This is a genomic window from Blastocatellia bacterium, from assembly GCA_035275065.1.
GTDB lineage: Bacteria > Acidobacteriota > Blastocatellia > UBA7656 > UBA7656 > DATENM01.
The window spans coordinates 34,718-48,407 of sequence record DATENM010000029.1; the positions used below are offsets into that span (position 1 = coordinate 34,718).

Annotated in this window: 6 protein-coding genes; all 6 read right to left on the minus strand. The window is 64.1% G+C overall.

Annotated features, from left to right (window positions below):
* Positions 1-2,421 carry an ABC transporter permease gene (locus VJ464_05740; protein ID HKQ04612.1) on the minus strand — a complete coding sequence of 807 codons (2,421 nt, stop codon included), beginning with the start codon at positions 2,419-2,421 and terminating at the stop codon, positions 1-3.
* A gap of 464 nt (positions 2,422-2,885) precedes the next feature.
* A complete protein-coding gene (locus tag VJ464_05745; protein HKQ04613.1) occupies positions 2,886-5,336 on the minus strand; it encodes an ABC transporter permease in 2,451 nt (816 codons plus the stop codon).
* 63 nt (positions 5,337-5,399) lie between these two features.
* Positions 5,400-6,617: a c-type cytochrome gene (locus VJ464_05750; protein HKQ04614.1), complete on the minus strand. Its 1,218-nt coding sequence runs from the start codon at positions 6,615-6,617 to the stop codon at positions 5,400-5,402.
* 11 nt (positions 6,618-6,628) lie between these two features.
* On the minus strand, positions 6,629-9,049 hold the full coding sequence (locus VJ464_05755; protein HKQ04615.1) for an ABC transporter permease: 2,421 nt from the start codon (positions 9,047-9,049) through the stop codon (positions 6,629-6,631).
* A gap of 116 nt (positions 9,050-9,165) precedes the next feature.
* Entirely contained in the window at positions 9,166-11,619 is a 2,454-nt protein-coding gene (locus VJ464_05760) for an ABC transporter permease (GenBank protein HKQ04616.1), read from the minus strand.
* A 9-nt stretch (positions 11,620-11,628) separates the two neighbouring features.
* Positions 11,629-13,690: ABC transporter permease (locus VJ464_05765; protein ID HKQ04617.1), on the minus strand; the 2,062-nt coding region annotated here is incomplete at its 5' end.

Genomic DNA, 13,690 nt, shown 5'->3' on the forward strand with positions numbered 1-13,690 from the left:
TCATTCGTATCGCAAAGCCACCAGCGGGTCTACTTTCGTTGCTCGCCGCGCCGGGACGTAGCAGGCCAGCAGCGCGACCAGGGTTAGCAGGATCGCAATCGCGCTGAAAGTCAGCGGGTCGGTGGTGCTGGTGCCATAGAGCAGACTGGCCATCAACCGCGTCAGCGCGAAGGCCGCGCCGAGTCCGATGCCGACGCCGATGAGCGTCAGTTTCATGCCCTGGCCGATCACCAGCCGCAGCACATCGCTTGAGCGCGCCCCCAGCGCGATGCGCACGCCGATCTCTTGCGCCCGCTGCGCCACCGTGTAGGAAAGCACGCCGTAGATGCCGATCACCGCCAGCAACGCCGCGATGCTGCCGAAGGCCGCCAGCAATAACATACTGGCGCGGCGCGGCGCGACCGAGCGATTGAGTATCGTCGTCATGGTTTCGAGATTGGCAACCGCCAGGCCGCTATCGACCGCGGCGATCTGGCCGCGGATGGCGCTGACGACGCCCGCCGGGTCAGCCTGCGTGCGCACCGTCAGCGTCATCGTGCGCCAGGCGTTCTGCGTGTGCGGCACGTAGACCAGACCGCGCAATTTATCGTCGCGGCCATAGTAGCGTACGTCTTCGACGACGCCGACGATCTCGCGCAACTGGTTCTCGTCGCGCCACGAGCGTATGCGCTTGCCGAGGGCGCTCGCATCGCCGAAGATGTCCCGCGCCAGCGTCTGGTTGATGATGATGACCGGGGTGGTGTTGAGCCCGTCGTGCTCGTCAAAGTCGCGCCCGGCGATCAGCCGCATGCCGGTGGTCTTGAAGTAGCCGGGCGTGATGACATTCCATTGCGCGGCATAATCGGCGCTCGCCGGCGGCTCCGGCTGACCTTCGACGAGGAACGAGCGCCCCAGGTAAAAACCACCGCCGCCCAGCGGCAGGGCCGAGGTGGCGGCTACGGATTCGACGCCCGGCGTCGCCTGGACGCTCGCGAGCAAGTCTCTGTAAAAAGCGGCAACCCGCGGGCGGTCGGGATAGCGCACGCTCGGCACATTCAGTTCCATTGTGAGCAAGCGCTCAGTCTTTAATCCCGGATCAACCTGTTGAACGCGCATAAAGCTGCGGATCGCCAGGCCGGCGCCGATCAGCAAAACCAGCGACAGGGCGATCTCTGAAACGACCAGCGCGTTGCGCACAAAGCGGCTGCGCGTGCCGCCCGTGGCGCTGCGCGACGATTCCTTGAGCGCCTGCTGTAGGTCTGCGCGCGAAGATTGCAGCGCCGGGATCAATCCGCAGATGAGTGCCGTGCCCAGCGACGCGGCGACCGTGAACCATAGTACGCTAACATCAACATGAACTTGCGCCAGTCGCGGCGTGCCGTAGGGCGCGACCGACTTCAACAGGTCCACGCCCCAGATGGCCAGCAGCAGCCCTGCGCCGCCGCCGGCGACGGCCAGCATCAGGCTCTCGGTCAGCAGTTGCCGGATCAATCGCCCGCGCCCCGCTCCGAGCGCCAGCCGGATGGCCATCTCGCGCTCGCGCGCCGCCGCGCGCACCAGCATGAGGTTAGCGACGTTGACGCAGGCGATCAGCAACACGCAGGCGACCACCGCCAGCAGGATGAGCAGCGAGCTACGCAGTTGGTTGCCGACGACATAATCGCGCAGGCTGACGGTGCGGTTGCTCCAGCCCTGCCGCGATTCGGGATACTCTTGTTCAAGCCGCGCGGCGATGCCAGCCATCGCCGCGTTGACCTGCGCCGGCGGCACGTCTGCCTTCAGGCGCGCGATGGCAGAATAGATCATGTTGTCGCGCCGCAGTTCGTCGGGGCCGGGATTCGGAATCGCTAGCGGCACGATCACGTCGCGGTCTTCGGGCCAGGTCGAATCCGGCGGCATCACGCCGACGACCGGATAGGGGCGGCCATTGAGATAGATCTTCTGATTGATGATGTCGGCGTCACCGCCGAAGCGCCGCTGCCACAGGCCATAGGTGATAATCACGGCAGACGCCGGGCCGGGCGAGTTGTAATCGCCATCGCCAAAGGTTCGCCCGATCTTCGCTTCGCTGCCCATGACGGCGAAGTATTCCGGCGTGACCGCTGCCACCTGCACACGTTCAGGCTCGGCGTCGCCGCTCGCCAGATCGGCGGCGCTCAGCAGGCTAAGCGCGGCGACCTGCTCGAAGATGCCTTCATTCTTCCAGTCCAGGTAATCGGCGTAAGTGACCGAAGAGTTGTCATAGCCGCGCGCCGGATTGACCGAAACCGGCACCACCAGCCGCTCGGCGTTTTTGTAGGGCAGCGGGCGCAGCAGAATGGCGTTGACGAAACTGAAGATCGTTGTGTTGGCGCCAATGCCGAGCGCCAACGTCAGCACGGCCACCAGACTGAAACCGGGCCGCTTTAACAGCATTCGCAAGCCGTACCGCAAATCCTGCATGAGCATCTCCGCACCCCCTCGATTGATCTACTGACAAAGATAAAGATCGATCCTCCTAAGCCAAGCCGCGTGCCATGCTGGTCGGAGTCAGGAGTCAGGAGTCAGGAGTCAGAAGGCAATCGCGTAATTGGGTGATTAACTCTGGGATTTAGAGAGCTTGGCCGATGCGCGCGGCGATAAAGAAAGCGGCGGGTGGCGCGAAATAGGGGCTAAACGCCTCTTAGTTTCTGCCTCCTATGCCCTGATTCCTGTTCACTTCTGGGAATGCCAATCCCAAAGGCGGAAAGCAGGAATGACGTGGAGAAACGGCGACGCGGGAAGAGTGACGCGGGGACGCGGTGACGCGGGGACGCGGTGAAAGAAAGACAATCTGTCAGCCTCTGTCTCTTTCCCTCGCCGCGTCGCCTCGGTCTCCGCGTCCCCGCGTCTTTTTCTTCTCGCCGCGTCGCCGCGTCCCGCGTCGCTCACTCGTAGCGCAAGGCGACCATCGGGTCTACGCGAGTGGCGCGGTGGGCCGGCACGAAACAGGCTCCCAGAGCCACTCCGGCCAGCAGCAGGGAGATGGCGACGAAGGTGATGGCGTCGGTCGCGCTGATGCCATACAGCACCGCTGCCATCAGCCGCGTCAGCATGAAGGCCGCCGCCAGCCCGATGCTTAAACCGATGGCCGCCAGTCTCAGCCCATGACCCAGCATCAACCTGAGAATGTTGCCGCGCGTCGCGCCGAGCGCCATGCGGATGCCGATCTCGCGCGTCCGCTGGCTGACTGAGTAAGCCGTGACGCCGTAGATGCCGACGCCCGCAAGCAGGAGCGCCAGCCCGCCGAAGCTCGCCAGCAGGATGGCCACGATGCGCACGGGGAAGAGCGAGAAGCTGAGGTGCTCGGCAAATGTCTTGACGTCATAAACCGGCAGCGTCGCATCCATCTCGCTGATCTTGCCGCGAACCGCGTTGGCGAGCGCCTGCGGGTCGCTCGTCGTGCGCACCACGAGCGTGACCGAGGAGGTGTAAAACTGCGACAGGGGCGAGTAGACGAATGGCTGCGGCGCTTCGCCGATGCTCCAATACTTGCCGTCGCGCGTGATGCCGGCGATCTGAATGAACGGCCCCTGTAGGCTCATGAAGCTGAAGCGCTTGCCGATCACTTCGTCAAGCGAATGGGCTTCGGGAAAGAAGCGGTGCGCGAAGGCTTCGTTGACGACCGCGACCTTCGTCGTCTTATCGGTGTCGCCGTCGTTGAAATCGCGGCCCGCCAAAACGGGGATGCCCATGGTCTCGCAGTACTTCGGCGCGACCGACGCGACCATGGCGTTCGGCACTTCGGCGCCGCGCACCGGCGGCTGGCCTTCGATGAAGATGGCGTTGGCCGAATAGTCTACGCTCAAGGGGAAGAGGGCGGTGAGCGACGCCGAGCGCACGCCGGGCACGCCCTCGACGCGCTCGATCAACTGCTTGTAAAACTGCTGGCCGCGCGCCTTGTCGTAACCTTGCAGGCCGATGTCGAACGACATCTTCAGCCCGTTGGCTACTTCAAAGCCGGGATTCATCGTCTGCACATGGCCGAGCGAGCGCAGCACCAGCCCTGCGGCGATCAGCAGCACCAGCGACAGCGCGATCTGCACGACGACCAGCGCCGAGCGCAGGCGCGAACGCCGCGCGCCGGTCTGTAACGTCGCTTCCTTGAGCGCCTGCACCAGATCAGGGTTCGTCGCTTGCAACGCCGGCACCAGGCCGAAGACGATGCCAGTCATCAAAGAGACCAGCAGCGAAAAAGCGAGCACGCGCCAGTCAACGTAGAGCCCGATGTTGATCGGCGCGTCGAGCGGCGGCTTGAAGGCGATCACCAGGTTGATGATCCACACGGCCAGCACCAGACCGAGCACGCCGCCCATCAACGCAAGCAGCGCGCTTTCGGTCAACAACTGGCGGATCAAACGCCAGCGGCTCGCGCCCATCGCCAGTCGAATAGCGATCTCGCGCCGCCGCGCACTGGCGCGCGCCAGCAACAGGCCGGCGAGGTTGGCGCAGGCGACGGCCAGCACCAGCGCCACGGTCGCCATAAGAATCGTCGTGAAACTGACGAACGCGCCGCGGATGGTCGGGAGGATGAAGCCCGGCGGCATCAACTGGATCGTCACGCCTTCGTCGCTGTCGGGGTATTCGCGGCCTAGCTGCGCGGCCAGGATGTTGAGTGAGTCTTCGGCCTGCCGCAGCGTGACGCCGGGCTTGAGTCGGCCCGTGGCAAAGATGTTGTGTGTGTCGCGATTCTTGAGCCAGGGGTTGCCCGGCTCGACCCACTCCTGCATCATCATCGGCGCCCAGATTTCCGGCGTGTAGATCATCTCTGTGCCGGTGAAGCCTTCGGGCATCACGCCGATGATTTTGAATGGCCGCCCGTTGATGAGCACGTCACGCCCGACCGCGTTCGGGTCGCCGCCGAAGTGCCGCTGCCAGCAGCCATAGCTCACGACCGCCACCGGCGAGGCGAGCGGCGTGCGGTCATCATCAGGGGTGAATGTGCGCCCCAATGCGGCGTTGACGCCGAGCACCTCGAAGTAATTGCCCGATGTCAGGTAGCCCCAGACGCGCTCGTTGTTGCCGTCGCGGCTCAGGCTCATCGGCGCGATGCGCGTCGCGAACAGCCCGGTGAACACCTCGTTGCGTTCGCGGAAGTCAACATATTGGGGGTACGAGAAAGCCATGATCGAATCGTTCTTGCCGAGGGCCGACAGCGCGTACAGCTCGCCGGGGCGCGCGACCGGGAAGGGCCGCAGCAGGACGGTGTTGACTAGGCTGAAGATGGCGGTGTTGGCGCCGATGCCAAGGGCCAGGGTGATAACGGCGACAAAGGTGAAGCCGGGCTGCTTGAGCAGCGTTCGCAAACTATAGCGCACGTCTTGCCAAAGGGTTTGCATGATGCACCTCCAGTGAATCAGTACGCAGGCGGCAAGCGAAAAGAGGCAGAAAAATGGCCGACCTCACTTTGGCGCGGCGGGCATGTTGAAGATGGCGTCTTCAACGGTTGTGTTCAGCTTGATTTCCGTAAACCTCCGCCTTGTGGTATCGAACACGGCGACGTTCGCGGTGCGAACTATGAATGGCAGCTTGGCACCATTCACGTCCCTGTAGTCCTCGAAATCGACTTGCTCAAGCAGCGGCGCCAGCAGCGTTTCCGTCGTGGCGATCTGGCGTAGGAGCAAGCCCGTCTGCTTGTCGAAGAAGTATTTGTTGGCCCGATTGGCATCTATCCGGGTCGCGACCACATAAGCCTCACGGCCGCCGATGATTTCCGTCCCGGTGACGCTCATCCGCTCAGGCGCTTCGGTAACCTTGATGATGCTGTAGCGCGCCAAAATCCGTTTCGACCGCTCCAGGTCCTCTGCGCTCAACTGCTGCGCCCCATTATTGTTGCTGACCCAGGCGACCGTTCCGTTAATGCACTGTATGGCGATGCCCTGAGGGGTTGTGAGCTTGGCCAGATACTTGTCAGGCCCCTTCATGGTTATCTCGACAGCATCTTGACCGATATTCAGGGAGCGGTCGGCGTTGCGTCCCCGCGGCCTTTCGAGCGTGCCCTTCATGACGATGGTCTTAAACCTCGCCCAGGCATTCTCGCCCCCTACCGCTGCGACGTACTTATTCAAGATTTGCCCGGCGGTCGGCAGTGCGGCCTCCTTTTCGTCCGGCTTTGCCACCGCGTAATCGCGCGGCGGCAGCGGCACCTCGCGAGCCACGCTGGTTCCCCCGCGGTGGCAACTGTAGCAGGTCACTGCCTGGCTGCCGCCGAAGTTGGCCTTATTGATGTCGAGCACCATCCTCATCATCTGGCGCGCAACGATCTTTTTCTGCTTGTCGTCGCTTTCCCATACCCAGATGTCGTTACCGGTCTTCGGGTCCGTCCCTTTGTTCACATGACAATAGTCGCAGTGGACGCCGAGCGCATCGGCGATGAAGTTCATCACCAAAAAGAGTTGCGACTCCGGCAAGCCTTTGAGTACCTGAATGTTCTTGCGCTTCTGCTCAACGGTCTCTTCCTGTTTTGCCGTTTGTGTTGCGGCGGCCTCAGCCGAAGAAAAGTTGGGCAGCGCGCTGGCGCTGGTTGTCGTACGTGGTCTGTCCCAGGCGATCATTACTAAAAAGAGTGCTGATAGAAGGATCACCTTTTTCGCGCCGTGATTGATCGTCTCTCGCGTCATCCTTTCTCCTCCTATTCGTCGCGCAAGGCGACCATCGGGTCAACGCGGCTGGCGCGCCGTGCGGGGAAATAGCAAGCCAGCGCGGCGCTAGCCAGCAATACGGCTGCGACCGCGCTGAACGCCACGATGTCCAAAGCCATCACGCCATACAACGTCGATTGCATGGCGCGGCCCACCAGATAAGCGCCTCCCAGCCCGAGGCCGAGTCCGAGCAGCGCCAGGGCCACGCCCTCTCGCAAAACCAGGAGCAAAATCTGCCTGCCGCCAGCGCCCAACGCCATGCGGATGCCAAATTCATGTGTGCGCTGGGCGACGGCGAAAGCCATCACGCCATAGATGCCGATGGCGGCAAGCAGTAAAGCCAGCGCCGCGAAGCTGCCATACAGCACCATAGCGAAGCGGTCGAACGCCAGCGATTCACTCAACAGTTGATTCAGGGTCTTGACGCCGGCCAGCGGCAGGTCGGGATCGACCGATTGGATCGCCGCGGCAAGGCTACTCGTGATGCGCTCCGGGTCGCCTGCCGTCCGCACCGCGATGGAAGCCCGCAGCCAGGGGCTTTGCCAGAACGGCACATAAATCACCGGGGCGTCGTCGCCGCGAAGCCCTTCGCCACCGCGCGTGTCATGGAAGACGCCGACAATCTGCCATTCGCCTTCCGAGCCGCCTTGCGGATTGCCCGGTATCGTCTGGCTCAGTACGATGCGCTGCGTCAGCGGGTCGGCATCCGGAAGATATCGATTGGCGAAGGTTTCATTCACCATCGCCACGCGTTGGCTGGCGGCGGTGTCCTCTTCAGTGAAGTGCCGCCCTTTGACGAGGCCGATGCCGAAGGTTTCGAAGTATCCGGACGTGACCATCTGAAGCCCGACGCTCTGCCGCGCGCCCGGATCAATGGGCGGGGCGCCGGCAATGCGAAAGACTCTGTTGATTCCCGTGCCGCGCAAAGGCGCGCCGGTCATCACCGTCGCCGTCTCGACGCCGGGAACCGACTCGATCTTTTCGAGCAGTTGCCGGTAATACGGGCTGATGCGCTCGGCTTGCCGGAAGCGGCCCTGCGGCACAGGCAGAAAGAAAGTGAGGACGTGGTCGGTGCGGACGCCGAGATCAAGGCGCGTCAGATTCCAGAAGCTGCGCAGCGCCAGGCCGCCGCCGGCAAGCAAGGTGAGCGCCAGGGCGAATTCGACGACGACCAGTACGCGCCGCACGCCGCGCCCCGCGACGCCCGCCCCCGTGCGCCCGCCCTGCTTGATTACTTCGTTGAGGTCGAGGCGGCTCGCCTGCCAGGCCGGCGCGCAGCCCGATAGCAAACCGGCGAACAGACTGGCAAAGAGCGTGAACAGCAATACAGGGACGCTGACACGGACATCGGCCTCAGAAGGCAGCATCTGCGGCGGCATGATGGCGACAATCCCGTTAATGATTACCCCGCCGAGGTAGACGCCGAGCGCGCCGCCGATGATCGCCAACACCAGGCTTTCGGTGAGGAACTGACCGAATATCCGGGCGCGCGTCGCGCCGAGGGCGGCGCGGATCGCCACCTCGCGCTGGCGCGTCGTGCCGCGTGCCAGCAGCAGGTTGGCGATGTTGACGCAGCCGATCAACAGCAGGAATGCGACCGCGCCCAGCAGCAGCCAGAGGTTCTTGATCGTCTTCTCCGGTATGAAATTGTTTTGCAGAGGCTCGACGCTGGCCGCCCAATTGGCGTTCGTCTGCGGCAGCTCTTCGGCGAGTTGTCGGCTGATCGCCTGCATCTCGGCGTTGGCTTGTTGAAGGGAGACGCCTTCTTTCAAGCGGCCCATCACCAGGAGCGAGTGGGCCTGGTGGTTGATCTGCTCAGGTCTGAAGGCCAGCGGCAGCATGAACTGCGACGGCTGCCGATCCCGCATGCCGGGCGGCGCGACGCCAATGACCGTGTAAGGCTCACCATTCATGCGAATCTGTTGGCCGATGATCCCCTGGTCAGCGCCAAAGTACTGGCTCCACATGCGGTGCGTCATAATGACGACGTGGTCTTTGCCGGCCTCGCCTTCTTCCGGCAAGAAATCGCGCCCCAGCCACATCGGCGTCCCGGTCATGCGAAAGAACCCCGGCGTCATCAGCGCCGCCTGGATTTGCTCGGGGCGTTCGGCCGTCGCGACATTGAAGGTGGCGCCGCTCCAGGCTTCCAGGTACTGAAAAGACGTGCTGCGTCGCTTCCACTCCAGGTAATCGCCTGCTGAGACGGAGTTGCGTCCCTGGTTGACCTGCGACCAGACCATCACCAGTTGCTCAGGTTTCGGATAGGGCAGGGATTCGAACAGCGTGGCATAGACCACACTGAAAATGGCGGTGGTCGCGCCGACCCCAAGGGCCAGCGTCAGCACCGCCATCGCCGTAAAGCCCGGCCTCTTCATCAGCATGCGCACGCTGTAGCGTAGGTCTTGCAGCATAAAACCTCCTGGAAGTCGGGAGTCAGGAGTCAGGAGTCAGAAGACAGAATAAAAGAGGAAGTCCGCGCGCAGCGCTTCCTTATTCATTCTGACTCCTGACTCCTGACTCCTGACTTCTATTCGTAGCGCAGCGCCACCATCGGGTCTACGCGGGTGGCGCGGCGCGCCGGCAGGTAGCTGGCCAGCAGCGCGACGACAGTGAGCAGCAGCGCGGTCAGCAGGAACGTCGGCCAGTGAATCGCCTTGACGCTAAAAAGCAAGCTGGCCATCAAGCGCGTCAACACGGCGGCGGCCAGCAAGCCGGTGACGACTCCGCCCGCCGTCAGCAGCAGCGCCTGGCCGACCACCTGCTTGAAGATGTCGCGCCGCGCCGCGCCTAACGCCATGCGGATGCCGATCTCGCGCGTCCGCTGCGTCACCGCATAGCTCATCACGCCATAGATGCCGATCATCGCCAGCAGCATCGCCACGCCCGCAAACAAGCCGAGCAGCTCCAGGCTGAAGCGGTGCGGCGCCAGTTGCTCGTCGTAGAGCAACCCGAGCGTCCGCACGTTAGCCAGCGGCTGGTCGCGGTCAACGGCCTGCACCTCCTGCCGAATCGCCGCCACCAGGCCCTCCGGCGGAACGGTAGTCTTGATTACTAAATCCATCGCGCGGCTGCGATTGGCCAGCCATTTCGGCGAGATCTGCTGCCAGGGCCTGTAGACGCTGGCGCGGCCTTCTTCTTCAAGCGTCTCGGCGCGGACGTGGCGCACGACGCCGACGATCTCGTACCACCGCCCCGGCTCGCCGCCGAAGCGCAACCGATGGCCGAGTGCGCTGCTGAAATCCCCGTTCGGAAAATGTCTGGCGACAAAGGCTTCGTCCACCAGCACGACCAGCGGTGACGAAGCGCCGTCGCGCTCGGTGAGCATGCGCCCGGCGAGCAGCCCGATGCCCAGCGCATCGTGATAGCCTTCGCTCGCCGATTGCATGATGGCCGCCGGCCAGTCCTGCTGCCGCGGCGGCTCGGGTTGCCCTTCGACCCAATAGACATACTCGCTCTGCGGCCCCAGCGGGAAGCCGGTCGTGACGCAGACGCGCGCGACGCCGGGCAGCGCCGAGACGCGGCTCATCACCTCTCTGAGAAAGCCGTTCGTCTGCGCCGCCTCGGGGTACTTCGCGTCGGGCAGCCGCAGTCTGATCGTCAGCACGTTCTTCGGGTCAAAGCCGGGGTCTACTTGCATCAGTCGCTTGAAGCTGACCAGCAACAGGGCAGCGCTGACGAGCAGGACGAGCGCCAGGGCGATCTCTGTGACGACGAGCGCCGCACGCAGCCGCTTGCCGCCCGCGCCGAAAGATGCCGTGCGCCCGCCTTCTTTGAGCGCGTCGTGCAGGTCGATCCGGGTCGCCTGCAAGGCCGGCGCGAGGCCGAAGATTACTCCCGTAATCAAAGTCACAAACAAGGTGAAGCCGAGGACGCGCGGATCAATGCTCACCTGTTCGAGTCGCGGCAGGGCGTCGGGGTGAAACTTCAACAAGAGGTCAATGCCCCAACCGGCCAGCAGCACGCCGAGCGCGCCGCCTATCAAGGCGAGCACGAGGCTTTCGGTGAGCAACTGGCGGATGATGCGCCAGCGCGAAGCGCCCAGCGCCAAACGGACGGTGATCTCCTTTCGACGCGAGGCGGCGCGCGCCAGCAAGAGGTTGGCGACATTGACGCAGGCGATCAGCAGCACCAGGGCGACGGCGGCCATGATGATGAGCAGCGCGGGCCGCACATCGCCGACATAATCATCAAGGAATGAGCGCAGGCCGACGCCTGTGCCGGCGTTCGATTCGGGGTGAGCTTCGCCGAGCTGCGCGGCGATGGTTTGCATCTCGGCGTCGGCTTGCTCTAGACGGACGCCTGAGCGCAGTCGCCCGATGGCCGTCACCGTGTGCGAGGTGCGGTCGCGCATATACTCGACCGCAGCCATCTGCCCGATTGGCATGCAGAAGTCGTTGTTCGGATTCGCCGTGCCGTAGAAATCAAAGTTCGCGGGCATCACGCCGATGACCGTCCAGCTCTCGTTGTTGTAGCGCAGCGCGTGGCCGATGACATTCTCATCGCCGCCGAAGCGTCGCTGCCACAGGTCGTAGCCGATGACGATGACGCGCTCGCCGCCGGGCTGGTCTTCGGCTTCGTTGAAGAAGCGCCCGAGGCGCGGGCGGACGCCGAGCGTCGAAAAGAAGCTCGCCGTCACCATCCGCCCGACGAGGCGTTCGGGCTCGCCCTCGCCGGTCAAGATGCCGCCCACAGGCATGCGCGCCGCGACATCTTCGAAGACCGTCTGCCGCGCCCGCCAGTCGAGGTAGTCGGGAAAGGGGACGGCCATCGTCGGCACTTCTTTAGAGGTCTCGAACAGCACGACCAGCCGCTCGGGTTGCGGGTACGGCAACGACCGCAGCAGCACGGCGTTGATGACGGAAAAGATCGCCGTGTTAGCACCGATGCCTAACGCCAATGTCATGATGACCACCGCCGCGAAGCCTGGCCGCTTGCGCAGCACTCGTGTGCCGTAGCGCAGATCGTTTAACAAGGTATTCATCGAATCCTCTTATTCGTAGCGCAGCGCAATCATCGGCTCGACGCGCGCGGCGCGGCGAGCAGGAATGAGCACGGCCAGCAACGCGACGCCGATCAGAAAGCCCGACACGCCGATAAAAGCGAGCGGGTCGAACGGGCTGACATCGATCAACACGGATGCCAGCAGGCGCGAAATGCCGAGGCCGCCCACAACGCCGAGCGCCGCCCCCGCAGCGGCCAGCCGCAGACCTTGAAACATAAACATCCTGACGACCATCGCCGGCGGCGCGCCCAGCGCCACACGGATGCCGATCTCGCGCGTCCGCTGATTGACGATGAACGACATCACGCCGTACAGCCCTACGGCAGCCAGCAACAGCGCCAGCAAGCCGACCACGCCCGCCAGCAAGGCCAGGGCGCGGAACGGCGCCATCTGAAAAGTCAGCGAATCGGCGACGCGCCGCAAACGGACGCGCAAGTTCGGATCAAGCGCTTCGGCCTCGGCGCGCACGGCTTGCATTACGCCTTGCGGATCGTTTGCGGCGCGCACCAGCAGCGTCTGCCCGGCGCGCCCGCTCTCGCCGAGCGCCGCGCTCAGCGGCACATACACGAATGCTTCATCCTTCTGCCACACCCAGCCGCTGCGCGTGTCGCAGGTCACGCCGATCACTTCAAACTGCTGTTCCGTTGCGTTCAAGGCCGGGAGGTTCAGGCCGATGCGCTGACCGATGGCCTCAGTGTTCGGCCAGAAGCGCTGCGCCGTCGCTTCGGTGATGACACAGACCGCCGCGCCGGCCTGCGCTTCTTGTTCGCTGAAGCTGCGGCCTCGCCTCAGACGCAGCCCGACCGTTTCGAAGTAGCCGGGCGAAACGATGTTGAACCGGGCGCGCAACGGCGAGTCGGCAGATGGCGTCTGGCCGGGAAGCATGACCGATACGCTTGGCGGCATGCCGGTCAAGGGTTGGCGTTCGACCTCAGCGAGCGAGTTGACGCCGGGCAGGCTGCGCAATCGCGTCGCGAGCAGACGGCGAAGGTCGGCTTCGCGGCGCGCGTCGGGCTGTGGCGATTGCAGGCTGGCGGTGACGGCGAAGACGTTCGCCGTCTCAAGCCCCGTGTCTATGGTTCCGACCTTTTGCAGATTTCTGATGAGCAAGCCGGTGCCGGCAAGCAGCGACAAACAGACGGCGAGCTGCACGACGACCAGCCCGTTTCGCAAACGCGACTGGCGCAGATGCGCGCCGAAGGTCGAGCCTTCGTCCTTCAGCGCCGCGCTGAGATTCGGCCTCGAAGCCTGTAATGCCGGCGCCAACCCTGCCGCGACGCCTGCGATGACTGAGGCCAGCAGCGCGAAGCCGAAGACGCGCAGGTCAGGGTCGAGATTGAGCGCGAATGATTCGGCCAGGTGATGCGGGATCGGCAACTGCGCCATCACGACCGGGTAGAGCGCGGCCAGCGCCCAGGACGTCAGCAACAACGCGACCGCGCCGCCCGCCACCGCGAGCACGACACTCTCTGTGAGCAGTTGGCGGATGATTCGGCTGCGGCTCGCGCCCAGCGCCAGGCGGACGGCAATCTCTTTCTGCCTTGAAGCGGCGCGCGCCAGCAGCAGGTTGGCGACGTTGGCGCAAGCGATCAACAACACGAAGCCGACCGCGCCCAGCAAGACGTAGAGCGCCAGCCGAATCTTGCCGACGACCTGTTCGAGCAAGGGGACGACGCTGATCGTGAGGCCGCCGGTCGGCGGGTAGTTCGCGGGGTACTGCTGCTTCATGCGGTCGGCGATAGCGTCCATCTCGGCCTGCGCCTGCGCGACCGTCACGCCCGGCTTCAGGCGCGCGAAAATGTTGTAGTCTTCGTGGCCGCGATCCGTCCGCGCCGCCTCGCTCATCGGCAGAGGCAGCAGCACGTCTGTCTGCTGAATGGCGTCAACCGTCGGCATGACTTCTCTGTTGAGAACGAACCGCGGCGGCATCACACCGACGACGGTGAAGCTCTTGTCGTTGAGCGCGAGCGTCGTGCCAATCACGCCGGGGTCGCCGCCAAAACGCCGCTGCCAGAATCCGTACGTTAAAACTGCAACGGGGTGAGCGCCC

Coding starts and splice junctions, on each gene's coding strand:
- VJ464_05760 (HKQ04616.1), bottom strand. CDS start 11,619: ATGAATACCTTGTTAAACGATCTGCGCTACGGCACACGAGTGCTGCGC.
- VJ464_05755 (HKQ04615.1), bottom strand. CDS start 9,049: ATGCTGCAAGACCTACGCTACAGCGTGCGCATGCTGATGAAGAGGCCG.
- VJ464_05745 (HKQ04613.1), bottom strand. CDS start 5,336: ATGCAAACCCTTTGGCAAGACGTGCGCTATAGTTTGCGAACGCTGCTC.
- VJ464_05740 (HKQ04612.1), bottom strand. CDS start 2,421: ATGCAGGATTTGCGGTACGGCTTGCGAATGCTGTTAAAGCGGCCCGGT.
- VJ464_05750 (HKQ04614.1), bottom strand. CDS start 6,617: ATGACGCGAGAGACGATCAATCACGGCGCGAAAAAGGTGATCCTTCTA.